Genomic DNA, 25,492 nt, shown 5'->3' with positions numbered 1-25,492 from the left:
ATTTTGTCGAAATAATTACATATAAAGCCATCAAATGAGAATATTCTTTTTTCTATATCTATTAGTTGTACCAACTTTATTGTTTTCTCAGGAAAAAACTACTTCTAAAAATAGTTTAGATATGAATACAAAATATTCAAGCATAACTGATACCGTTAAAAAGAAAAAATCGTTAGTTGCTACTATTGATCAATATCAAATTATTACGTTAGAACACGATACGACTTATGTCGATACATCTTTAACCTTAAAAAGTGCCTACAAACAAAACCATATCCGAAAGGATGATTTTGGACTTTTGCCGTTCTCTAATATTGGACAAGTTTATAATACGTTGCAATACAGTTTAACCAGTTTTTCTCCTTATCCGGAGATTGGTTTTAAAGGAAAACATTTTAATTACATGGAGGCAGAGGATATTAGATATTATTCGGCTGCAACCCCATTTACAGAATTGTTCTTTAATACAACAATAAATAAAGGGCAGAACGTAGATTCATTTATTACATTAAATACGTCTAAAAACCTTAATTTTTCTATCGCTTACAGAGGATTACGTTCAGAAGGAGATTATATAAATCAATTGGTTAGTGCAGGAAATTTCAGGTTTACAACGAGTTACGCAACAACTAACCGAAGATATGCTATAAACGGACATTTTACCGTCCAGGATAATTCGGCAGAAGAAAATGGTGGAATTACAACACCTGAAGATTTTGAAAGTGATAATAAAGATTTTAAAAATCGCCAGAGATTACAAGTATTCCTGACTAACGCAAAGTCATTTTTAAAAGGAAGACGTTTGTTTTTTGATCATGCTTTTAGAATAAACCCAACTGACGGAAATAATAATTTATATGTAACGCATCAGTTTAATTACGAAAATAAATTTTTCGAATACAATCAGCCCACCGTTGCCTCAACAATTACGTCATCAACCGGAGGAACTACTACGACTTTTCGTTTTGGAGAATCTTACGTAGCAAACAATATAAACGATCAGACACATTACGAAAGATTATATAATAAAGTAGGACTTGCTTATGAGAATTCACTTTTAGGAAAATTCAATTTTTTTGTAGACGATTATAGATCAAATTATCAGTTTAACAGAATAATAATTTTTAAAGACGGAAGAACAATTCCGGATAATTTATTCCAGCAGATCAATAATTTTGGAGGACAATACGAATATCAAAAAAACAAATGGAACGGGCGTTTTTTATATTCAAGATCAATTACAAATCAATCATTATCTGATTTAGATGCCAAATTAAGATACAATCTGAATGATAAAATTCAGTTCGATTTCAGATACCGAAACATTAATAAATTACCTAATAACAATTATAATTTATATCAAAGCAGTTACGTAAAATACAATTGGTCGAATAATTTTAAAAACGAAAAAATCAATTCGCTTAGCGCCAATGTTTTTACACCATGGTTAAATGCTGAGGTACAATATTCTGTTTTAAAAGATCATTTGTATTTTGAAGACGTTTCTACGCCGGCAGAAACAGCTTTTTACGAACAAATTGTAAATCCGGCCCAGTACGGAAATGTAATTAATTATTTATCTGTAAAAGCAAGCAGAGAATTTAAATTTGGTCCTTTTGCTTTAGATAATACATTGTTATATCAAAAAGTAGATCAGTCTGATTTGATTTTAAATGTACCTGATTTTGTAACCAGAAATACATTTTATTACTCAGGTTATTTCTTTAAAAAAGCATTGTATATGCAGAGTGGAATTGTTTTTAATTATTTTACAAAGTATTATGCAAACGATTATAATCCGGTTATTGGAGAATTTTTTGTTCAGAAGAATAAAGAAATTGGAAATTATCCGTTATTTGATGTTTTCGTAAATTTCAGAATTCGTCAGACCCGATTTTATTTCAAAGGAGAACACATAAATGCTCTTTTTGGTAAAACCGATTATTACTCAGCGCCTAATAATCCTTATCGTGATTTTGTTATCCGATTTGGTTTAGTTTGGAATTTCTTCCAATAAAATTAGGTTCTGCTTCCTATTTAAAACTAAATATTAAAATTAAAATAAAATGGACTTTTCAAAAAATATTTTAGAAACAATAGGTAATACGCCTTTGGTAAAACTCAACAAAATTGTTGCTGAAATTGATGCGTTGGTATTGGCAAAAGTCGAAACTTTTAATCCGGGAAATTCTGTAAAAGACAGAATGGCCGTAAAAATGATTGAAGATGCTGAAGCTGATGGGCGATTAAAACCTGGTGGAACTATTATTGAAGGAACTTCTGGAAATACCGGAATGGGATTGGCACTTGTGGCCATCATAAAAGGATATAAATTGATTTGTGTGATATCAGACAAACAATCTAAAGAGAAAATGGATATTTTACGTGCCGTTGGTGCCAAAGTTGTAGTTTGTCCAACAGATGTTGAACCAACAGATCCACGTTCTTATTATTCGGTATCAAAAAGATTAGCTGAAGAAACACCAAATTCCTGGTACGTAAATCAGTATGATAATATGTCAAATTCATTGGCACATTATGAGCAAACCGGACCGGAAATCTGGAAACAAACAGATGGTAAAATCACTCATTTTGTGGTTGGAGTCGGAACTGGCGGAACGATTTCAGGAGTTGGAAAATATTTAAAAGAACAAAACCCAAATATTAAAATCTGGGGAATTGACACTTACGGTTCTGTTTTTAAAAAATACCATGAAACCGGAATTTTTGACGAAAATGAAATTTACTCGTATATAACAGAAGGAATTGGAGAAGATATTTTACCTAAAAATGTTGACTTTTCTTTGATTGATGGTTTTACAAAAGTAACCGATAAGGATGCAGCGGTTTACACCAGAAAAATTGCTCTTGAAGAAGCTATTTTTGTTGGAAATTCTGCCGGAGCTTGTATAAAAGGATTGTTACAGCTTAAGGAACATTTTAAACCCGAAGATGTTGTTGTAGTGCTTTTTCACGATTCTGGAAGCCGTTATGTGGGAAAAATGTTTAACGATGACTGGATGCGTGAACGTGGCTTTTTAGAAGAAAATATAACAAAGGCCGAAGATGTTATCAAAGATCATATCGATAAAGAATTGATCGTTGTCCGTACAGAAGAATTGGTTTCGCACGCAATTGAGCGTATGCGTAAATATAAAATCTCGCAAATTCCTGTTGTAGATATTAACGGATTTGTTGGTTCTGTTGACGAAACAGATTTATTCAGAAGTTATGTTGCCGATAAAAATGTTGCCGAAAAACCTATCAAAGAAGTAATGGGCAAACCTTTCCCGATTGTAAAAATGGGAACTCCTATAGAAGAAGTTTCTAAGTTATTTACCAAAGAAAATGATGCTGTATTAGTTGATTTAGGAAACGGAAATCATCATATTATTACCAAATATGATATTATTGGATCAATAAAATAAGACAATTTTAATAACGTTATAAATCCATAAATCTAGTTTTTGAGAAATTAGATTTATGGATTTTTTTATCTTTAAAACATTAAAAATGAACTTTACCGCTATAGATTTTGAAACGGCGACAGGTTATCATCCTTGTTCAGTTGGAATTGTTACCGTGCAAAACGGAATAATTGTAGATGAATTCGTTACTTTAATTAAGCCGCCAAATAATGAATATAATCCGTTTACGATCCAAGTTCACGGAATCTATCCAAGAGATACAATCAACGCAAAATCTTTCCGACAAGTTTTTCCAGAAATTGAAAGAAGGTTAAAAAATCGTGTTGTAGTAGCACATAACGAAAGTTTTGATCGTAATGTTTTAATGAAATCAATGGCATTGCATGGTTTAAACTATGAAGATCTGAATATTGCTTTGAAATGGGAATGCACTGTTAAAATTTATAAGGCAAAAGGTTTAAAACCAACTAAATTAAGTGATTGCTGTCGTGAAATGAAAATTCAGCTGAATCATCACGAGGCATTATCTGATGCTCGGGCTTGTGCAAAACTATATATGTTGAGATAAAAATTATTATTTTGTAAGATTAATATTATTTTTTAATTAATTTTAGGTTTTTATAAATCATAAGTAAAAACCAAAAAATGAAAGAAGATTTTCTTCATTATCTCTGGAAATTCAAGAAGTTTGAAACATTGAATTTAAGAACAACTCAAAATGAACCAATAGTAATTACTAAAACTGGGGATTATTTAGGACTTTCTGGTCCGGATTTTTTCAATGCTCAAATTAAAATTGGCGATCAAAAATGGGCAGGAAATGTCGAAATTCATTTAAAATCTTCGGATTGGTATATACATCATCATGAAAAAGATACCGCTTATGAAAATGTAATTCTACATGTTGTTTGGGAAAATGATGCGGCAATATTCAGGGAGAACAATACTGAGATTCCGGTTTTGCTTCTCAAAGATTATGTTTCATTAGATATGATATCAAACTATCAGGAATTGCTTTCTCCGAAATCATGGATTTTTTGCGAAAGACAAATCGTTGAGATTGATGATTTTATTTTCAAAAACTGGCAGGAACGATTGTTTTTTGAACGTCTGGAACGTAAATCAAAATTTATATATGATTTGCTTGAAACCACAAATAATGATTGGGAAGCTGTATTATTTTGTTTGTTAGCAAAGAATTTTGGACTAAATACAAACGGAAATTCTTTTTTACAAATTGCGAAAGCCATTCCGTTTTCAATTATCAGGAAAGAAAGTTTTGAAATTGAAAATCTCGAAGCGTTACTTTTAGGTACTTCAGGATTGTTAGATGCAGAAAAAGAAGATGTTTATTTTACAGATTTAAAACTCAGGTATTTTTATCTTTTGCATAAATACCAGTTAGAAAAATGTCATATAGATCCCGTTCAGTTTTTTAAACATCGTCCGGATAATTTCCCTACAATTAGGCTTTCGCAGTTGGCTAATTTGTATGGAAAACATCAAAATCTATTTTCTAAAATAGTTACTTTAAAATCAGTTAAGGATGTCTATAATTTATTAGGCGTTTCAGCTAGTTTTTATTGGCATAATCATTATCAGTTTGATAAAGAAAGTCCGAAGAAATCAAAACTTTTATCAAAATCATTTCTGGATTTAGTCATTATAAATACCATAATTCCAATTCAGTTTGCGTATTCAAATATAATGGGAGAATTAATTTCTGAGGATTTAATAACATTTATGAATGAAGTTTCACCAGAGAAAAACGGCATAATAGAAAAGTTTAATTCTTTTGGAATTTTATCTAAAAATGCCTTTGAAACACAAACATTACTAGAACTTAAAAATGAATATTGCAATCATAAATCCTGTTTAAAATGTGCTTTAGGAATGGAGTTACTTAAAAATAATTAGATAATTAGAAAATGTGTCAATTAGATAATTTTGTACTTTTGTGTCATTCTAAATGCAAATGTCATCCTGAGCGAGTCGAAGGATAAATCTAAAATCTAAAATAAAAATGTCAGCAATTTTAAAACTTAAGTTTTTCTTTGAGAAATACGGATTTCATGTTTCGTCGCGACTTGCAGATAAACTGGGAATGCGTGTAACGAGTGTAAGATTATTTTTTATCTATATTTCGTTTGTTACGGCGGGTTTAGGTTTTGGAGTTTATCTTACTTTGGCATTCTGGATTCGTTTAAAAGATTTAATTCGCGCAAAACGAACATCAGTTTTTGATTTATAAATCAATTTAAAACATAAAAAAAGGATCATAAAGTAATTTACTTCATGATCCTTTTTTTATTTTATATCGAAAATTATTTTTCCGGATTGTTCAATTTACTGTTTTTCTTACCGTAAATGAAATAGATAACAATTCCTAAAGCCATCCAGACTACAAGTCTAATCCAGCTTTCGTTAGGTAATGAATACATTAAAGCCAAACAGATAACAATACCTGCAATTGGTACAAAAGGAACTAACGGAGTTCTGAAAGATCTTGGAGCGTCAGGCATTCTTTTACGCATAACCATTACCCCAATACAAACCAGAACAAAAGCCAATAAGGTTCCGATACTTACCATATGCCCTAAATCACTTACCGGAACTAAACCTGCAAATAAACTTACGAATACTAAGAAGAAAAGGTTAGTTTTCCATGGCGTACGGTATTTAGCATGAATTGAGCTGAAGAATGGAGGTAATAAACCATCTTTACTCATTGTATAAAACACACGGCTTTGTCCCATAAGCATTACCAACATTACAGAAGTATAACCTGCTAAAATAGCTACAATTAAACCAGTTTGTAAAAAGTCGTAACCTGTTTTTGCAAAAGCAGTTGCTGCAGGTTTAGCATCTCCGGCGAATTCTTTATAGTTAACAAGACCTGTCATTACGTGAGCAAAAAACACATATAACAAAGTACAGATAATAAGTGAACCTAAAATACCAATTGGCATTCCTTTTTGTGGGTTTTTTGCTTCCTGAGCAGCTGTAGATACAGCGTCAAAACCAATAAAGGCAAAAAATACTGTTCCTGCACCGGCTGCGATTCCAGACCATCCAAATTCACCAAAAACACCTGTGTTTTGAGGAATATAAGGCGTATAGTTTGAAGTATCAATATAGCTCCATCCCAAAACGATGAAAATAATTACTACTGCTACTTTTACAACTACTAAAAAGTTGTTTAAAGATGCAGATTCTTTTGTTCCTCTGATCAATAATAAAGATAACATTGATACAATAAAGATGGCAGGTAAATTTACAATTCCGCCTTCAATTATAGTTCCGTCACTCAATTTTAGAGTTTCCCAGGGCGAACAAATATAGTTGTGAGGGAGGTGAATTCCGTATTTGTTTAGCAATTCGAGTAGATAACGCGACCAGCTTACTCCAACGGTTGCGGCTCCTAAGGCATATTCCAAAACTAAATCCCAACCAATAATCCACGCCATAAATTCTCCCATTGTAGCATACGAATAGGTATAAGCACTACCGGCAACAGGAATCATTGAAGCAAATTCTGCATAACAAAGTCCTGCGAAAGCACATCCAACCGCTGCTAAAATAAACGAAAGTGTTACGGCTGGCCCAGCATGTTCTGCTGCTGCAATTCCGGTTAACGAGAATAATCCGGCTCCAATAATGGCACCAACTCCAAGCGCAACAAGTGAGCGTGAAGATAAGGTTCTTTTTAAGCCTTTTTCAGATTCGGATGCTTCGTCAAGCAATACCGAAAGTGGTTTAGTTTTCCAAATTGACATACTATTATATTGGTTTATTGTTATTAAGCTCCAAATGTATCGTTTTTTGTAAAAAATAAAAACAATTATCTCTTTTTAAGTTATAAAATATTTAAATTTTTGATAAAACATACCATGAATATTCCTTAAACACTGAAATTCATTAAATTAATCGGGGTTTAACAGTAGAATAATCATTTCGCAAAATAGTCATTTTTTTAATACTTTTCTTAATAAAATGATTTATTTTCGCCAACGGTATATTTTAATTAGAAAGAGAAATTTTATTAAATAATGAGTTTTAAAGCAGTATTACTACATTTTAAGTTTACAAATCAACAGCGCACGGGAATTTTTTTACTTTTTGCTATTATAATTGTATTACAGTTGGTTTATTTTTTTGTTGATTTTAACCTGCCGGAAAAATCTTTTCCGGAAAAAGAACAATGGCTGTCTTTGCAGGCTGAAGTAGATGCTGCAAAATCGATAAAGTATAATGAAAAACCAAAAGTTTATTCTTTTAATCCAAATTTTATTTCAGATTATAAAGGATACAAATTAGGAATGTCTGTAAAGGAGATTGATCGCTTATTGGAATTTCGGAAAGAAAATAAATATGTAAATTCTGCAGAAGAATTTCAGCAAGTAACAAAAGTTTCAGATTCTTTATTAAAAGTTATTTCTCCTTTTTTTAAATTCCCGGATTGGATTAAAAATAAATCTAATTTTAAAACAGAAAAGAAAGAGTATGTTCAGAAGCCTTACCTTAAAAAAGAAAAAATGGCAATCTTAGATATAAATCAGGCAACTCAGGAAGATTTAATCAAAATTTATGGCATTGGTGAAGCTTTATCTTTACGAATTTTAAAACAAAAAGAAATTTTAGGAGGTTTTGTTTCTATGGAACAAATGAATGATGTTTGGGGACTTTCACCGGAAGTAATCATAGAATTAAACGCTCATTTTAAAATTATAATGCCTTCAAACTTTAAAAGAATAGCCATAAACGATGCTTCTTTAAAAGAATTATCGCAGTTTCCGTATTTCAGATATGCTTTGGCAAAACAAATAGTAACAAGCAGAAGTATGAACGGAAATTTTAATAATATTGAGGATTTATCAAAAATTAAAGGTTTTCCTGTTGATAAAGCAAAAATAATTAGTTTATATTTGGAGTTCTAAAAAAATAGCACATAATGAATTTTGATTACAACGAAACGCAGTCGATGATTGCTCAATCTATAAAAGATTTTGCCGAAAAAAATATCAGACCTTTTATAATGGAATGGGATGAGGCTCAAATTTTTCCAATTTCACTATTTAAAAAATTAGGCGAAATGGGATTTATGGGAGTTTTAGTACCTGAAGAATACGGAGGATCAGGATTGGGATATCATGAATATATTACAGTTATTGATGAAATTTCAAAAGTAGATCCTTCAATTGGATTGTCTGTTGCGGCTCATAATTCCTTATGTACCAATCATATCTTAACTTTTGGAAATGAAGAGCAAAAGAAAAAATGGCTGCCAAAATTAGCTACAGCTGAACATATTGGAGCCTGGGGTTTAACAGAACATAATACAGGTTCTGATGCCGGAGGAATGAATACAACAGCTGTAAAATACGGTGATGACTGGATTGTAAATGGAGCAAAAAACTTTATTACCCATGCTATTTCCGGAGATGTTGCAGTAGTAATTGTACGTACGGGAGAAAAAGGGGATTCTAAAGGAATGACTGCTTTTGTTTTTGAAAAAGGAATGAAAGGATTTACCTCGGGAAAAAAAGAAAATAAATTAGGAATGCGTGCCAGTGAAACAGCAGAATTAGTTTTTGATAATTGCCGTGTTCCCGATGCAAACAGATTAGGAGAAGTTGGCCAGGGTTTTGTTCAGGCTATGAAAATATTAGATGGAGGTAGGATTTCAATTGGAGCTTTATCTCTTGGAATTTCAAAAGGTGCTTATGAAGCAGCATTAAAATATTCTAAAGAAAGATATCAATTTGGTCAGCCAATCAGTAGTTTTCAGGGAATTTCGTTTAAGTTAGCTGATATGGCAACCGAAATCGAAGCTTCAGAATTGTTGTTGCATAAGGCTGCGTATTTAAAGCAACAGCATAAGCCAGTAACAACACTTGGTGCTATGGCAAAAATGTATGCATCAGAAGCTTGCGTTAGAATTGCAAACGAAGCCGTTCAGATTCATGGTGGTTACGGTTATACAAAAGATTTTCCGGTAGAGAAATTCTATCGTGATTCTAAATTATGTACAATTGGCGAAGGAACTACAGAAATTCAAAAATTAGTTATTTCAAGAAATCTGCTAAAAGAATAAGATGTTTTAGTTGGGCGTGCCCATACAAACAAAAGCCATTTAGCAAACGTTAAGTGGCTTTTGTTCTTATGGTCGTCGGGCTTTCCATTTCAATCCCTCACGCATTTTCGGTTATGATATAGATTATTGAATGAATAAGATTTTTTTAAATAAAAAGGCAGTAATAAGAGCAAGTTTACGATCAAATTTTAGTTGTAAAATAATGCTTCAGCTCTGTTTTCTATATTCTTTTTTCTTTCTTCAAAAATAATTCATAATTTATAACTCATAATTAAAAATAATAGTTACTTTTGCACCCTTAACGAGAGGAGGTGTCTATATTATGTTAATTATACCAATTAAAGACGGAGAAAATATCGATAGAGCATTAAAGCGCTATAAAAGAAAATTTGATAAAACAGGAACTGTTCGTCAATTAAGAGCACGTACTGCTTTTATTAAGCCTTCTGTAATCAAAAGAGCTCAAATTCAAAAAGCTGCTTACATCCAAAACATGAGAGATGGTTTAGAGAGTTAGTATATAGCTTTATAAAAATAAATTACCGTTAGTATCATAATTTTTGATGCTAACGGTTTTTTTATGCTTAATTTTGAGATGCATAATATATATAAGTAGAAAAATAAATTAAATAAGAATTTATTTTATGAAATCAAATAAGGAGGCATTTCGTGATTATCTTCAATTGGAGAAAAAATATTCTGCACATACGGTCAATGCTTATTTGAATGATATTTTGTTTTTTGAAACTTTTAATAAGGCTAATTTCGAACAAGAAAATATCGAGCAGGTAAATTACAGTCAGATTAGAAGTTGGATTGTTTCATTGGTTGATGCGGATATTTCGAATGTTTCTGTTAACCGAAAAATGGCTTCATTAAAAGCGTTTTATAAATTTCTTCTAAAAACAAAACAAATCGAAGTAAGTCCAATGTTGAAACATAAGGCTTTGAAAACGCCTAAAATTGTCCAGATTCCTTTTTCTGAAAAAGAATTGGTCGATTTAATGCAGGAAGTTGGTAATCCGGTTGGTTTTGAAGAAGTCAGGGATAAGCTTATTGTAGATGTTTTTTATACTACCGGAATGCGAAGGGCAGAGTTGATAGGTTTAATGATGCGTAATGTTGATTTGTCTTCTGGTGTAATTAAAGTTTTAGGAAAACGGAACAAAGAGCGTATTATTCCTATTTTGCCAATTATAACAGAGCAGTTTGATTTGTATTTAAAGGAACGCGCTTCGGTTGAAAACATAGTAGATAAGGATTATTTTTTTATTTCGAAAAAAGGGTTAAAATTGAGCGAATCTTTTGTGTATCGATTAATAAATTCTTACTTTAGTAGGGTCTCTGAGAAGGTAAAAAAAAGTCCGCATGTGCTTCGGCATACTTTTGCGACTCACTTGTTAAATAACGGAGCAGATTTAAATTCAGTTAAGGAATTATTAGGGCATTCGAGTTTAGCGTCTACACAAGTTTATACTCATAATAGTTTAGCGGAGCTTAAAAAGGTATATACTAACGCGCATCCAAGAAATAAATGATAATTCTGAAATGTTTAACCCTAAAATTAGTATTATGAAGGTAGATGTTCATGCAGTTAACTTTACTGTTGACAGAAAATTGGTAGATTTTATTCAGGAGAGAATGGATAAGCTAGAAAAATATTATGATCGCGTAGTTTCGGCAGACGTTTTTTTAAAGGTCGAGAGAACAAGTGATAAGGAGAATAAGGCAGTAGAGATTAAGATTAATGTTCCGGGAGATGATTTTTTAGTGAAAAAACAATGCAAAACCTTTGAAGAAGCAGTCGAACTTTCGGCAGAATCTTTAGAGCGTTTACTAGTAAAAAGGAAAGAAAAGGTAAGAGCACACATATAATTGAAATTTTTTTCAAAAAATGTTTTGATACAAAGATAAAATAGCTACATTTGCAGTCCGTTAGAAATAGCGGACTTTTTTATTGATATTGCCAGCGTAGCTCAGTTGGCTAGAGCAGCTGATTTGTAATCAGCAGGTCGTGGGTTCGAGTCCCTCCGCCGGCTCAAAAATATTTCAAATGCGATTTGAAATTTGTTCTTTAAAATTATGAAATAAAACAAATTTAGGTTCTTAATTTGGTTTTAGGGTAATCTAAAATCTTAAGTCAGAAATCTAAGATTGTCCGGGGAGATACTCAAGCGGCCAACGAGGGCAGACTGTAAATCTGCTGTGTGAACTTCGCAGGTTCGAATCCTGCTCTCCCCACAAAAAGAAGTTAAGATTTCAGAGCGTAGATTTCAGATTTTAAATCTAAAATCTATAAATACAATCTAAATCAGAACTCTCTGCCGACTTAGCTCAGAGGTAGAGTGCTTCCTTGGTAAGGAAGAGGTCACGGGTTCAATTCCCGTAGTTGGCTCAAGTAAGTAGGAAATTGAAAATTAATATATAACTAAGATTAAAAATTAAGTAAAATGGCAAAGGAGAATTTTAATCGTTCCAAACCGCACTTAAACATAGGTACAATTGGACACGTGGATCACGGAAAAACTACATTAACTGCTGCAATTACAAAAGTATTGTCTGATGCAGGTTACTGTCAAGCAAAATCGTTTGATCAAATCGATAACGCTCCAGAGGAGAAAGAAAGAGGTATTACTATTAATACATCACACGTAGAGTATGAAACAGCTAACCGTCACTACGCTCACGTTGACTGTCCAGGTCACGCGGATTACGTAAAGAACATGGTTACTGGTGCTGCTCAAATGGACGGAGCTATCTTAGTAGTTGCTGCTACAGATGGTCCAATGCCACAAACTCGTGAGCACATCCTTTTAGGTCGTCAGGTAGGTATTCCAAGAATCGTTGTTTTCATGAACAAAGTGGATATGGTTGATGATGCTGAATTGTTAGAGCTTGTTGAGATGGAAATCAGAGATTTATTATCTTTCTACGAATATGATGGAGATAATGGTCCTGTAGTTCAAGGTTCTGCTTTAGGAGGATTGAATAATGATCCTGCTTGGGTACCAAAAATCATTGAATTAATGGAAGCTGTTGATGCTTGGATCGAAGAGCCAGTGCGTGACGTAGCTAAACCATTCTTGATGCCGGTTGAAGATGTATTTACAATTACTGGTCGTGGAACTGTTGCTACAGGTCGTATCGAAACAGGTATTGCTAATACAGGAGATCCAGTTGAAATCATTGGTATGGGAGCTGATAAATTAACTTCTACTATTACAGGAGTTGAGATGTTCCGTAAAATCCTTGATAGAGGTGAAGCTGGAGATAACGTAGGTTTATTGTTAAGAGGTATTGATAAAGAATCTATCAAAAGAGGAATGGTTATCATTAAGCCAGGATCAGTAAAACCACACGCTACTTTCAAAGCTGAGGTTTATATCTTGAAAAAAGAAGAAGGTGGACGTCATACTCCATTCCATAATAACTACCGTCCACAGTTCTACGTCCGTACAACTGACGTAACAGGAGTTATTACTTTACCAGAAGGAGTAGAGATGGTAATGCCAGGAGATAACTTGACTATCAATGTTGCTTTATTAAGCCCAATCGCAATGAGCGTAGGTTTACGTTTCGCTATCCGTGAAGGTGGTAGAACAGTAGGTGCGGGTCAGGTAACTGAAATCGTAGGATAATCCTATAAAATTTATAAAAAGCCAGTTGATTTTCATAACTGAAATCACTGGCTTTTAATTACGGGCGTAGTTCAAGGGTAGAATAGCGGTCTCCAAAACCGTTGATGGGGGTTCGAATCCCTCCGCCCGTGCAATATAAAATATATCAAATGACAAAAGTTACTAATTATTTATCAGAGGCTTTCGAAGAGTTAAAGTCAAATGTTACTTGGCCTGCTTGGGCTGAGGTTCAAAAATTGACAATTGTTGTGGCTGTATTTTCGGTTTTATTCGCTTTGGCAACATGGGGAGTAGACGAATTTTTTGCAAAAGCTTTGGCTGGATTTTTTAACTGGTTAAAAGGATAATTTTTTTGTGATGGCAGATAATAATGTGAAAAAATGGTACGTGGTTAGAGCAGTAAGCGGACAAGAAAATAAAGTCAAAGCTTACATCGAAACTGAGATTGCCAGACTAGGTATGGGTGATTATGTTTCCCAAGTTTTAGTACCTACAGAAAAAGTAGTTACTGTAAAAGAAGGAAAGAAAATGTCTAAGGATAAAGTTTATTTCCCTGGATATGTTATGATCGAAGCCAATTTAGTTGGTGAGATACCTCATATTATTAAGTCTATTACTAGTGTAATTGGATTTTTAGGTGAGATCAAAGGGGGAGAACCTGTTCCTTTGAGACTTTCTGAAGTAAATAGAATGTTAGGTAAAGTAGATGAGTTAGCTGTAAATACAGATACTCGTGCTATTCCTTTTAACTTAGGTGAAACTGTTAAGGTGATCGATGGTCCTTTTAATGGGTTTAACGGTACGGTTGAAAAAATCAATGAAGAAAAGCGTAAACTTGAAGTTATGGTTAAAATTTTCGGAAGAAAAACACCGTTAGAATTAAGTTTTATGCAAGTTGAAAAAGTATAATTTTTGTTACATCTATAATAACCACTATAATCGCTTCCTATGATTATGGTGTTAAATTTTTTAAAAAATGGCTAAAGAAATTAGTAAGGTAGTTAAACTACAAGTTAAGGGAGGTGCTGCGAATCCGTCGCCACCGGTTGGACCTGCTTTAGGAGCTGCTGGGGTTAATATCATGGAGTTCTGTAAGCAGTTCAATGCTAGAACACAAGATAAACCTGGCAAAATATGCCCAGTACAAATTACTGTGTATAAAGACAAATCATTTGATTTTGTTGTTAAGACTCCTCCAGCTGCTGTCCAATTATTGGAAGCTGCAAAGCTAAAGTCTGGATCAGGTGAACCAAATCGTAAAAAAGTAGCTAGCGTTACTTGGGACGTTATCAAAGCAATTGCTGAAGATAAAATGGTAGATTTAAATGCATTCACAATCGAATCTGCAATGAGCATGATCGCTGGAACTGCTAGATCTATGGGTATAACTGTATCAGGAGATGCTCCTTTTTAATTAAGAGAAAGAAATGGCAAAATTAACAAAAAAGCAAAAAGAGGCTGCTTCAAAAATTGAAAAGAACAAACTATACTCTTTAAAAGATGCAGCTGCATTAATTAAAGTTATAGCTTCTGCAAAATTTGATGAGTCTGTTGATATCGCAGTTCGTTTGGGTGTAGATCCAAGAAAAGCGAATCAAATGGTTAGAGGTGTAGTTACATTACCTCACGGAACTGGTAAAGACGTTAAAGTATTAGCATTGGTTACTCCAGATAAAGAAGCGGAAGCTAAAGAAGCTGGAGCTGATTATGTAGGTCTTGACGATTACTTACAAAAAATTAAAGATGGTTGGACAGATGTTGATGTTATTATCACTATGCCGGCTGTTATGGGTAAATTAGGTCCATTAGGTCGTATTTTAGGACCTAGAGGTTTAATGCCTAACCCTAAAACAGGTACTGTAACTATGGATGTTGCAAAAGCTGTTGCAGAGGTAAAAGCTGGTAAAATTGACTTTAAAGTTGATAAAACTGGTATTGTACATGCAGGAATTGGTAAAGTTTCTTTTGGAGCTGAGCAAATTTATGACAATGCACACGAAATTATTCAAACATTAATCAAACTTAAACCAACTGCTGCTAAAGGTACCTATATTAAAGGTATTCACCTTACAAGCACTATGAGTCCTGCAATTGCATTGGATCCAAAAGCAGTATAATTGGTAGTTAATAATTTTTAGTATGACTAGAGAAGAAAAATCAATCGCGATTGAAGATTTAACTGCACAGTTAGCTGGTACAAATATTATTTATGTATCTGATATTTCTGGATTAAACGCAGAAACAACTTCAAACTTGAGAAGAGCTTGTTTTAAAGCAGGTATTAAATTAGAGGTTGTAAAAAATACTTTGCTTGCAAAAGCAATGGAAGCTTCTGCTAATGACTATGGTGATTTACCTTCAGTATTGACTGGTAATAGTGCTATATTTATTTCAGATGTTGCAAACGCACCTGGAAAAATAATTAAAGATTTCAGAAAAAAATCGGCTAAACCTGTATTAAAAGGAGCTTATATTAATTCTGAAATTTATATTGGAGATGATCAATTAGATGCATTAGCAACTATTAAATCTAAAGAAGAGCTTCTTGGAGAACTTATTGGATTATTGCAATCACCAGCACAAAGAGTTATTTCTGCTTTACAAAATCAATTCGCAAAAAGCGAAGAAGAAGCTGAGGCATAATAATTCGAAACAAGGATTATTCCTTGTTGCTTAATTAGCGCACAATAAATAAATTATATTTTACAAATCATTTTAAACGATAGAAAAAATGGCAGATTTGAAACAATTCGCAGAACAATTAGTTAACTTAACAGTTAAAGAAGTTAACGAATTAGCAACAATATTAAAAGACGAGTATGGTATCGAGCCTGCTGCTGCAGCTGTAGTAGTTGCTGCTGGTGGTGGAGAAGGTGCTGCTGAAGAAGCACAAACTGAATTTACAGTTGTATTAAAAGAAGCTGGTGCTTCTAAATTAGCAGTTGTAAAATTAGTAAAAGAACTTACAGGTTTAGGTTTGAAAGAAGCTAAAGATGTAGTTGACGGTGCTCCAAGTAACGTTAAAGAAGGTGTTTCTAAAGAAGAGGCTGAAGGTCTTAAAAAATCATTAGAAGAAGCTGGAGCTGTAGTTGAGCTTAAATAAGTTCACTCGGTTTTAAGAACTAGGTTTAGGTCTTGAGTTAACTCAATGGCCTAAACCATTTTTCGTATAATAAAATATATCCAATTTTATTATTCAAATAGTTTAAAATACGAAAAAGTTTTTGATCAATACGAAGAAAAAAGATTGAACCTAATTTATCGGTTTATTTTTAAAGATGTATTGATTATAATAAGAAAGTATAGATTAAACAGTGTGTGTTTACACAAAAAATTACTTTTTTTTAATCAAAATTTTGTCCATTGATGATAACAAATCAGACTGAAAGATTGAATTTTGCCTCTACAAAAAATATCCCTGACTATCCGGATTTCCTAGATGTTCAGGTTAAATCTTTTAAAGATTTCTTTCAATTAGAAACGAAATCTGACGAAAGAGGCAACGAAGGGTTGTACAACACCTTCATGGAAAACTTTCCAATCACAGATACAAGAAACAACTTTGTATTGGAGTTCCTAGATTATTTTGTAGATCCACCACGTTATACAATTCAAGAATGTATAGAGAGAGGTCTTACTTATAGTGTGCCTTTAAAAGCCAGGTTAAAACTATATTGTACAGATCCAGAACACGAAGATTTTGAAACTATTGTACAAGATGTTTATCTTGGAACAATACCTTATATGACTCCAAGCGGTACTTTTGTTATCAATGGTGCTGAGCGTGTAGTAGTATCCCAACTACACCGTTCTCCAGGAGTTTTCTTTGGTCAATCATTCCACGCAAATGGAACAAAACTTTATTCTGCCAGAGTAATTCCTTTTAAAGGTTCCTGGATAGAATTTTCTACAGATATCAACAGCGTAATGTATGCTTATATCGATAGAAAGAAAAAATTACCGGTTACAACTTTGTTCCGTGCAATTGGATTTGAAAGAGACAAGGATATCCTTGAAATTTTTGACCTTGCTGAAGAAATTAAAGTTTCTAAAACAGGTATTAAAAAATATATTGGAAGAAGACTTGCTGCACGTGTATTGAACACTTGGCACGAGGATTTCGTTGATGAAGATACCGGTGAGGTAGTTTCTATCGAACGTAACGAAATCATCCTTGATAGAGATACTATTATCGACAAAGATAATGTTGAAGAAATCATCGATTCAAACGTTAAATCTATTTTGTTACACAAAGAGGATAATAATCAGGCAGATTATGCTATTATCCACAATACATTACAAAAAGATCCAACAAACTCTGAAAAAGAAGCTGTAGAGCACATTTACCGTCAGTTGCGTAACGCTGAACCGCCTGATGAGGAAACTGCTCGTGGTATTATAGATAAATTGTTCTTCTCTGATCAACGTTATAACTTAGGTGAAGTTGGTCGTTACAGAATGAATAAAAAACTTGGTTTAGATATCCCAATGGAAAAGCAAGTGCTTACCAAAGAAGATATCATTACCATTGTAAAATATTTGATCGAATTAATTAACTCTAAAGCAGAGATTGATGATATTGATCACTTATCAAACCGTCGTGTTAGAACAGTTGGAGAACAATTGTCTCAACAATTCGGTGTTGGTTTAGCACGTATGGCGAGAACTATTCGTGAGAGAATGAACGTTAGGGATAACGAGGTGTTTACACCAATTGATTTGATTAATGCTAAAACATTATCATCAGTTATCAACTCTTTCTTTGGTACGAACCAGTTATCTCAATTTATGGATCAAACGAATCCATTAGCTGAGATTACGCACAAAAGAAGATTATCTGCACTTGGACCTGGTGGACTTTCGAGAGAAAGAGCTGGTTTTGAGGTTCGTGACGTTCACTATACACACTATGGTCGTTTATGTCCGATTGAAACTCCAGAGGGACCAAACATTGGTTTGATTTCATCTCTAGGTGTTTATGCAAAAGTTAACGGAATGGGTTTCATTGAAACTCCATATCGTAAAGTAACTGATGGTGTAGTTGATTTAGAAAGCACACCTATTTACTTAAGCGCAGAAGAAGAAGAAGGAAAAATGATTGCTCAGGCAAACATTGAAATGGACGCTTCTGGTAAAATTACAGCTAGCAATGTAATTGCTCGTGAGGAAGGTGACTTCCCGGTAGTTGAGCCATCTGCAGTACATTATACAGACGTTGCACCAAACCAGATTGCTTCGATTTCGGCTTCATTGATTCCTTTCCTGGAGCATGATGATGCGAATAGAGCCTTGATGGGATCTAACATGATGCGTCAGGCGGTTCCTTTGATCCGTCCGGAAGCACCAATTGTTGGGACAGGTTTAGAGCGTCAGGTAGCTTCAGATTCTAGAGTATTGATAAATGCTGAAGGAGATGGAACTGTAGAATATGTTGATGCTAACATCATTACTATCAAATACGACCGTACTGAAGAAGAAAGAATGGTAAGTTTTGATGCTGATGAAAAAACATATAACTTAATTAAATTTAGAAAAACCAATCAGGGTACAAGTATCAACCTGAAACCTATCGTAAGAAAAGGGGACAGAGTTAGTCTTGGACAAGTATTATCAGAAGGATATGCTACTCAAAATGGTGAATTAGCTTTAGGTAGAAACTTAAAAGTAGCGTTCATGCCATGGAAAGGGTATAACTTTGAGGATGCGATTGTAATTTCTGAAAAAGTAGTTCGTGATGATATTTTTACTTCTATCCACGTTGATGATTATTCATTAGAGGTTAGAGATACTAAGTTAGGAAATGAAGAGTTAACAAACGATATTCCTAACGTTTCTGAAGAAGCTACTAAAGATTTAGATGAAAACGGTATGATCAGAATTGGAGCAGAGGTTAAACCTGGCGACATTCTTATCGGAAAAATTACACCAAAAGGAGAATCAGATCCTACTCCTGAGGAGAAATTGCTTCGTGCAATCTTCGGGGATAAAGCAGGAGATGTAAAAGATGCTTCATTAAAAGCTTCTCCATCTTTACACGGTGTAGTTCTTGACAAAAAATTATTTGCAAGAGCCGTAAAAGATAAACGTAAACGTACTCAGGATAAAGATGCTTTAGGCGCTTTAGAAATGGAATTTGAAACTAAATTTGTTGAATTAAAAGACAGATTAGTTGAAAAATTATTCCTGATCGTGAACGGAAAAACATCTCAGGGTGTAATGAATGATTTGGGTGAAGAAGTTTTGCCAAAAGGTAAAAAATATACTCAAAAAATGCTTTACGCAGTAGAAGATTTTGCTCACTTAAGCAAAGGTCAATGGGTTGCTGATGACGCTACTAATAAAATGGTGAATGATTTGATTCATAACTATAAAATTAAGCTGAACGACTTACAAGGATCTTTAAGAAGAGAAAAATTCACTATTACAGTTGGGGATGAATTACCATCTGGAATCTTGAAATTAGCGAAAATTTATATCGCTAAAAAACGTAAACTGAAAGTTGGGGATAAAATGGCAGGACGTCACGGTAACAAAGGTATTGTTGCAAGAATCGTTCGTCATGAAGATATGCCTTTCCTTGAAGACGGAACACCAGTAGATATCGTATTGAATCCACTTGGGGTACCTTCACGTATGAACATTGGTCAGATTTATGAAACTGTTCTTGGATGGGCTGGACAAAACTTAGGTAGAAAATTTGCTACTCCAATTTTTGACGGTGCTTCTTTAGATCAAATTAATGAATTAACTGATGAAGCTGGAGTGCCACGTTTCGGACATACACACCTTTATGATGGTGGTACCGGAGAGCGTTTCCATCAAGCTGCAACTGTGGGTGTAATTTACATGCTTAAATTAGGACACATGGTTGATGATAAGATGCACGCACGTTCTATCGGGCCATACTCGTTGATCACTCAACAGCCACTTGGAGGTAAAGCTCAATTTGGAGGTCAGCGTTTTGGAGAGATGGAGGTTTGGGCACTTGAAGCTTATGGAGCATCAAGTACACTTAGAGAAATCTTAACAGTTAAGTCGGATGACGTTATTGGTAGAGCTAAAACTTACGAGGCTATCGTTAAGGGAGAATCTATGCCAGAACCAGGATTACCGGAATCATTCAATGTATTAATGCATGAATTGAAGGGTCTTGGACTTGACATTCGTTTAGAAGAATAATAAAAGTTTTCAGTTACAGTCTCAGTATTCGGTTCAACACTGAAAGCTGAGACTGAAGCTGTTTATTAAAATAAAAGTTTTTAGGATTTATACCCGTAACCCGTTCCGATTTTTTATTTAAACCTGAAAAGTTTTATAATTAGCACTTCAACATTTTGTTGAAGTTTAGAGAAGTAATCCGAGGTAGTGTTTAAGTCGAAAGTTTGAAAGTCCAAAGTCTAAAGTCACTCGTGATTTTAAAAACTTATGACATTTTACTTTAGACTGAAATAAAATCAATTTTTTAATTGCAGATAAATCAATAGTAAAAACTATGATGAATAATAGAAATAATAATAAAGATAAAAATCCTATAAAAAGATTTAACAAAATTTCGATAGGATTAGCTTCACCTGAATCTATTTTAAAAGAATCAAGAGGAGAGGTTTTGAAACCTGAAACGATCAACTACAGAACGCACAAACCAGAGCGTGACGGACTTTTCTGCGAAAGAATCTTCGGACCTGTTAAGGATTTTGAATGTGCTTGTGGTAAATATAAAAGAATTCGTTACAAAGGTATCATCTGTGACCGTTGTGGTGTTGAAGTTACAGAGAAAAAAGTACGTCGTGACAGAGTAGGACACATCAACCTTGTTGTGCCAATTGCTCATATCTGGTATTTCCGTTCTCTTCCAAACAAAATTGGTTATATCCTTGGTCTTCCATCTAAGAAATTAGATATGATCATTTACTATGAAAGATACGTAGTAATTCAGGCAGGTATTGCTAAAAATGCCGATGGAGAATCATTACAAAGACTAGATTTCTTAACTGAAGAAGAATATTTGAATATTTTAGATACTCTTCCACAGGAAAACCAATATTTAGATGATTTAGATCCTAATAAATTTGTTGCCAAAATGGGAGCAGAATGTATTATGGATTTATTAGCACGTATCGACTTAGATGAGTTGTCTTACCAATTGAGACACAGTGCTAATAACGAAACTTCTAAACAACGTAAAACTGAAGCTTTAAAAAGATTACAAGTTGTTGAGTCTTTCCGTGAGTCTAACTTAAACCGCGAAAATCGTCCTGAGTGGATGATTATGAAAGTGGTTCCTGTTATTCCACCAGAATTACGTCCGCTTGTGCCACTTGATGGAGGTCGTTTTGCAACTTCAGATTTAAATGACTTATACCGTCGTGTAATCATCCGTAACAACCGTTTGAAAAGATTAATGGAGATTAAAGCTCCAGAAGTTATCTTAAGAAACGAAAAACGTATGTTACAGGAATCTGTAGATTCATTATTTGACAACACTCGTAAAGCTTCTGCTGTTAAAACAGAATCTAACAGACCATTAAAATCATTATCTGATTCCTTAAAAGGTAAGCAAGGACGTTTCCGTCAAAACTTACTTGGAAAACGTGTGGATTATTCTGCTCGTTCGGTAATTGTTGTTGGTCCTGAATTAAAATTATTCGAATGTGGATTGCCAAAAGATATGGCATCTGAATTATACAAACCTTTCGTTATCCGTAAATTGATTGAAAGAGGTATTGTTAAAACAGTAAAATCTGCTAAGAAAATCATAGACAAAAAAGAGCCTGTAGTTTGGGATATCCTTGAAAATGTAATTAAAGGTCACCCAGTATTACTTAACCGTGCTCCTACGTTACACAGACTTGGTATTCAAGCTTTCCAACCAAAATTAATTGAAGGAAAAGCGATCCAATTGCACCCATTAGTATGTACGGCTTTCAACGCCGATTTTGATGGGGATCAGATGGCAGTTCACTTGCCATTAGGACCAGAGGCTATTTTAGAGGCACAATTATTAATGTTGGCTTCTCATAATATTCTGAATCCTGCAAATGGTGCTCCAATTACTGTACCTTCTCAGGATATGGTCTTGGGTCTATATTATATGACCAAAGAACGTATCTCTACACCAGAACATGTAATTTTAGGTCAAGACTTAACTTTCTATTCTGCTGAAGAAGTAAATATTGCATTAAACGAAGGAAGATTAGAATTGAATGCTCGTGTAAGAATCAGAGCAAAAGATTTTAATGATGCCGGAGAATTAGTGTATAAAATTATTCAAACAACTGCAGGACGTGTATTATTTAATGAAGTAGTACCAGAAGCAGCTGGATATATCAATGATGTATTGACTAAGAAAAACCTTAGAGATATTATCGGACACATTTTAAGTGTGACTGATGTACCTACTACTGCAGCTTTCTTGGACAATATGAAAGATATGGGGTATAAATTCGCATTTAGAGGAGGTTTATCATTCTCTTTAGGTGATATTAGAATTCCAGAACAAAAAACAAAATTAATTGCAGACGCCAGAGAGCAAGTTGAAGGTATTTCTGTGAATTATAACATGGGTCTTATTACCAATAACGAACGTTACAACCAGGTTATTGACGTATGGACTTCGGCAAATGCTCAATTAACTGAGTTAGCAATGAAAAATATTAGAGAAGACCAACAAGGTTTTAACTCTGTATATATGATGCTTGACTCTGGGGCGAGGGGTTCTAAGGAACAGATTCGTCAGTTAACTGGTATGCGTGGATTGATGGCTAAGCCTAAAAAATCTACTGCCGGTGGTGGTGAGATTATTGAAAACCCGATTCTTTCTAACTTTAAGGAAGGTCTTTCGATCCTTGAGTACTTCATTTCTACTCACGGTGCTCGTAAAGGACTTGCGGATACGGCTCTTAAAACTGCCGATGCCGGATACTTAACAAGAAGACTTCATGATGTTTCGCAAGATGTTATTGTAAACATCGAAGATTGTGGTACTTTAAGAGGTGTTGAAGTTTCTGCTTTGAAGAAAAATGAGGAGATCGTTGAATCGTTAGGAGAAAGAATTTTAGGACGTGTTGCATTGCAAGATGTTATAAATCCACTTACTAATGAGGTAATGGTTCAATCAGGTCAACAAATTACTGAGGCAATCATGAGAACTATTGAAGCTTCTCCGATTGAAAGAGTAGAAGTTAGATCTCCATTAACTTGTGAGGCTTTAAAAGGTATTTGTGCTAAATGTTACGGTAGAAACTTAGCTACCGGAAAAATGACACAAAGAGGTGAAGCTGTAGGAGTTATTGCAGCTCAGTCTATTGGAGAGCCAGGTACACAGTTAACACTTCGTACGTTCCACGTTGGAGGGGTTGCTGGAGGTATTTCTGAAGAATCTAGTATTGTTACAAGATTCAACGGTAGACTTGAGATTGAAGATTTAAAAACTGTTAAAGGTGAGGATAGTGAAGGTAATGCGGTTGATATCGTAGTATCACGTTCAACTGAATTAAAATTAGTTGACGAGAAAACTGGAATTGTTTTAAACACACACAATATTCCTTACGGATCTAGTATTTTCGTTAAGGATGGTGAAGTAGTTACTAAAGGATCTACTATTTGTAAATGGGATCCATATAATGGTGTAATTGTTTCTGAGTTTACTGGTAAGATTGCTTACGAGGATTTAGAGCAAGGACAATCGTTCATGGTTGAAATTGATGAGCAAACAGGATTCCAGGAAAAAGTAATTTCTGAAGCTAGAAATAAAAAATTAATTCCAACTTTATTGGTTTACGGTAAAGAAGGTGAATTGATTCGTTCGTATAACTTACCAGTAGGAGCCCACCTTATGGTTGAGAATGGAGAGAAAATTAAAGCAGGTAAAGTATTGGTTAAAATTCCACGTCGTTCTTCTAAAGCAGGAGATATTACAGGAGGTTTACCAAGAATTACAGAGTTGCTTGAGGCTCGTAACCCTTCTAACCCAGCGGTTGTTTCTGAAATTGACGGTGTTGTTTCTTTTGGAAAAATCAAAAGAGGTAACCGTGAAATTGTTATCGAATCTAAATTTGGTGAGATTAAAAAGTATTTAGTTAAACTTTCAAGCCAAATCTTAGTTCAGGAAAATGACTTCGTAAGAGCAGGAGTACCATTGTCTGACGGTGCAATTACACCAGATGATATTTTAAGAATTCAAGGACCGGCTGCTGTTCAACAGTATTTGGTAAATGAAATTCAAGAAGTATACCGTTTACAAGGGGTAAAAATTAACGATAAGCACTTTGAGGTAGTTATTCGTCAAATGATGCGTAAAGTAAGAGTTCAGGATCCGGGAGATACATTATTCCTAGAAGATCAATTAATTCACACTAAAGATTTTATCGTTCAAAACGATAAATTATACGGTATGAAAGTAGTTGAAGATGCTGGAGATTCAGCTGTATTGAAACCAGGTCAGATTATCTCTCCTCGTGATTTACGTGATGAAAATTCATTATTGAAACGTACTGATAAAAATCTTGTTGTAGCAAGAGACGTAATTACTGCAACTGCAACGCCGGTTTTACAAGGTATTACAAGAGCTTCGCTACAAACTAAATCATTCATTTCTGCTGCTTCTTTCCAAGAAACAACAAAAGTACTTAACGAAGCTGCTGTAGCTGGTAAAGTAGATGATTTAGAAGGATTAAAAGAAAATGTAATTGTTGGACACAGAATTCCTGCAGGAACTGGTATGAGAGAATACGATAACACTATCGTAGGATCTAAAGACGATTACAATGAAATGATGGCTAATAAAGAAGAATATATTTATTAATTAGGAAACTATGAGTAATCCGAAACAACAACAGGAGCAGATTAATATTGAGTTAGATGAAACTATTGCAGAAGGAATTTATTCTAATCTTGCAATTATTAATCACTCATCATCAGAATTTGTTTTAGATTTTGTGAGCATTATGCCGGGTATTCCTAAAGCCAAGGTAAAGTCAAGAATTGTCCTGACACCACAACATGCTAAAAGATTATTAAAAGCAATTGGTGAAAACATTCATCGCTTTGAAGCCGCTCATGGCGAAATCAAAGAGACAGAGCAAGCTCCAATCCCGCTTAATTTTGGTCCGGCAGGACAAGCATAAATTTTAAAAAGCCCCAGTAATGGGGCTTTTTTTATTATATAATTTAGGGATAAATGATTAAATGTAGTTTACCCGATTTAATTCTACTTTCATCGACTAAATTTCTTTTCTAAATTCTATTATTCTAATTTGGTACTTTCCTAAAATCATATAGGATAAATTTTGGAATATAATGACTTAGTAAGGTTGGTTTAATTCAAATTAAAA

The 25,492-nt window shown here is 33.9% G+C and carries 21 protein-coding genes and 4 tRNA genes; 24 read left to right on the top strand and 1 reads right to left on the bottom strand.

What is annotated here, in order from left to right; genetic code table 11:
• The first annotated feature begins 34 nt into the window (after positions 1-34).
• The 5 genes from ACZ0AH_RS18475 (at position 35) to ACZ0AH_RS18455 (ending at position 5,679) form a co-directional block, all read left to right on the top strand.
• The gene (locus ACZ0AH_RS18475) at positions 35-2,017 is read left to right on the top strand and encodes a putative porin (RefSeq protein WP_463477241.1); all 1,983 of its coding nucleotides are present in this window, start codon (positions 35-37) and stop codon (positions 2,015-2,017) included.
• A gap of 49 nt (positions 2,018-2,066) precedes the next feature.
• Complete coding sequence (locus ACZ0AH_RS18470) at positions 2,067-3,428, top strand: pyridoxal-phosphate dependent enzyme (protein ID WP_463477240.1); 1,362 nt, start codon at positions 2,067-2,069, stop codon at positions 3,426-3,428.
• Between the two features lie 85 nt (positions 3,429-3,513).
• Complete coding sequence (locus ACZ0AH_RS18465) at positions 3,514-3,996, top strand: 3'-5' exonuclease (protein WP_463477239.1); 483 nt, start codon at positions 3,514-3,516, stop codon at positions 3,994-3,996.
• 77 nt (positions 3,997-4,073) lie between these two features.
• Positions 4,074-5,345: a DUF2851 family protein gene (locus tag ACZ0AH_RS18460; protein ID WP_463477238.1), complete on the top strand. Its 1,272-nt coding sequence runs from the start codon at positions 4,074-4,076 to the stop codon at positions 5,343-5,345.
• A 106-nt stretch (positions 5,346-5,451) separates the two neighbouring features.
• Positions 5,452-5,679 carry a PspC family transcriptional regulator gene (locus ACZ0AH_RS18455; protein WP_007810860.1) on the top strand — a complete coding sequence of 76 codons (228 nt, stop codon included), beginning with the start codon at positions 5,452-5,454 and terminating at the stop codon, positions 5,677-5,679.
• 73 nt (positions 5,680-5,752) lie between these two features.
• Here the strand turns inward: ACZ0AH_RS18455 and ACZ0AH_RS18450 are convergent, their stop codons facing one another.
• Positions 5,753-7,204: an amino acid permease gene (locus tag ACZ0AH_RS18450; protein ID WP_463477237.1), complete on the bottom strand. Its 1,452-nt coding sequence runs from the start codon at positions 7,202-7,204 to the stop codon at positions 5,753-5,755.
• A 273-nt stretch (positions 7,205-7,477) separates the two neighbouring features.
• Between ACZ0AH_RS18450 and ACZ0AH_RS18445 the strand changes: the two genes are divergently transcribed.
• The 19 genes from ACZ0AH_RS18445 (at position 7,478) to ACZ0AH_RS18355 (ending at position 25,285) form a co-directional block, all read left to right on the top strand.
• Positions 7,478-8,365, top strand: coding sequence for a ComEA family DNA-binding protein (locus ACZ0AH_RS18445; protein WP_463477236.1), 888 nt, complete (start codon positions 7,478-7,480; stop codon positions 8,363-8,365).
• 14 nt (positions 8,366-8,379) lie between these two features.
• Entirely contained in the window at positions 8,380-9,522 is a 1,143-nt protein-coding gene (locus tag ACZ0AH_RS18440; protein WP_463477235.1) for an acyl-CoA dehydrogenase family protein, read from the top strand.
• 322 nt (positions 9,523-9,844) lie between these two features.
• A complete protein-coding gene (gene rpsU / locus ACZ0AH_RS18435; protein ID WP_026985791.1) occupies positions 9,845-10,039 on the top strand; it encodes a 30S ribosomal protein S21 in 195 nt (64 codons plus the stop codon).
• A 127-nt stretch (positions 10,040-10,166) separates the two neighbouring features.
• Positions 10,167-11,060, top strand: a complete 894-nt coding sequence (locus tag ACZ0AH_RS18430; RefSeq protein ID WP_463477234.1) for a tyrosine-type recombinase/integrase — start codon at positions 10,167-10,169, stop codon at positions 11,058-11,060.
• A gap of 34 nt (positions 11,061-11,094) precedes the next feature.
• On the top strand, positions 11,095-11,397 hold the full coding sequence (gene hpf, locus ACZ0AH_RS18425; protein ID WP_463477233.1) for a ribosome hibernation-promoting factor, HPF/YfiA family: 303 nt from the start codon (positions 11,095-11,097) through the stop codon (positions 11,395-11,397).
• A 90-nt stretch (positions 11,398-11,487) separates the two neighbouring features.
• A tRNA-Thr gene (locus ACZ0AH_RS18420) sits at positions 11,488-11,561 on the top strand.
• 121 nt (positions 11,562-11,682) lie between these two features.
• Positions 11,683-11,763: transfer RNA gene (locus ACZ0AH_RS18415), tRNA-Tyr, on the top strand.
• An 82-nt stretch (positions 11,764-11,845) separates the two neighbouring features.
• Positions 11,846-11,917, top strand: a tRNA-Thr gene (locus tag ACZ0AH_RS18410).
• 55 nt (positions 11,918-11,972) lie between these two features.
• The gene (gene tuf / locus ACZ0AH_RS18405) at positions 11,973-13,160 is read left to right on the top strand and encodes an elongation factor Tu (protein ID WP_031456758.1); all 1,188 of its coding nucleotides are present in this window, start codon (positions 11,973-11,975) and stop codon (positions 13,158-13,160) included.
• A 60-nt stretch (positions 13,161-13,220) separates the two neighbouring features.
• A tRNA-Trp gene (locus tag ACZ0AH_RS18400) sits at positions 13,221-13,291 on the top strand.
• Between the two features lie 18 nt (positions 13,292-13,309).
• Positions 13,310-13,507 (top strand): preprotein translocase subunit SecE, encoded by a 198-nt coding sequence (secE, locus tag ACZ0AH_RS18395; protein ID WP_041517377.1) that lies wholly within the window; start codon positions 13,310-13,312, stop codon positions 13,505-13,507.
• 10 nt (positions 13,508-13,517) lie between these two features.
• Positions 13,518-14,069, top strand: a complete 552-nt coding sequence (nusG, locus tag ACZ0AH_RS18390) for a transcription termination/antitermination protein NusG (protein ID WP_029273444.1) — start codon at positions 13,518-13,520, stop codon at positions 14,067-14,069.
• Positions 14,070-14,136: 67 nt separating this feature from the next.
• Entirely contained in the window at positions 14,137-14,574 is a 438-nt protein-coding gene (rplK, locus tag ACZ0AH_RS18385) for a 50S ribosomal protein L11 (RefSeq protein WP_007807442.1), read from the top strand.
• A gap of 13 nt (positions 14,575-14,587) precedes the next feature.
• Positions 14,588-15,277 carry a 50S ribosomal protein L1 gene (gene rplA / locus ACZ0AH_RS18380; RefSeq protein ID WP_007807440.1) on the top strand — a complete coding sequence of 230 codons (690 nt, stop codon included), beginning with the start codon at positions 14,588-14,590 and terminating at the stop codon, positions 15,275-15,277.
• A gap of 22 nt (positions 15,278-15,299) precedes the next feature.
• A complete protein-coding gene (gene rplJ, locus ACZ0AH_RS18375; protein ID WP_463477232.1) occupies positions 15,300-15,803 on the top strand; it encodes a 50S ribosomal protein L10 in 504 nt (167 codons plus the stop codon).
• 88 nt (positions 15,804-15,891) lie between these two features.
• On the top strand, positions 15,892-16,263 hold the full coding sequence (gene rplL / locus ACZ0AH_RS18370) for a 50S ribosomal protein L7/L12 (RefSeq protein ID WP_007807437.1): 372 nt from the start codon (positions 15,892-15,894) through the stop codon (positions 16,261-16,263).
• A 263-nt stretch (positions 16,264-16,526) separates the two neighbouring features.
• Positions 16,527-20,339, top strand: a complete 3,813-nt coding sequence (gene rpoB / locus ACZ0AH_RS18365; RefSeq protein WP_463477231.1) for a DNA-directed RNA polymerase subunit beta — start codon at positions 16,527-16,529, stop codon at positions 20,337-20,339.
• 313 nt (positions 20,340-20,652) lie between these two features.
• Positions 20,653-24,963 carry a DNA-directed RNA polymerase subunit beta' gene (rpoC, locus tag ACZ0AH_RS18360; protein WP_463477230.1) on the top strand — a complete coding sequence of 1,437 codons (4,311 nt, stop codon included), beginning with the start codon at positions 20,653-20,655 and terminating at the stop codon, positions 24,961-24,963.
• 10 nt (positions 24,964-24,973) lie between these two features.
• A complete protein-coding gene (locus tag ACZ0AH_RS18355; protein WP_072959407.1) occupies positions 24,974-25,285 on the top strand; it encodes a DUF3467 domain-containing protein in 312 nt (103 codons plus the stop codon).
• The last annotated feature ends 207 nt before the right edge of the window (positions 25,286-25,492 follow it).

The sequence above is a fragment of the Flavobacterium sp. AC105 genome, assembly GCF_979258495.1.
This window is presented reverse-complemented; position numbering and strand designations above follow the sequence as displayed.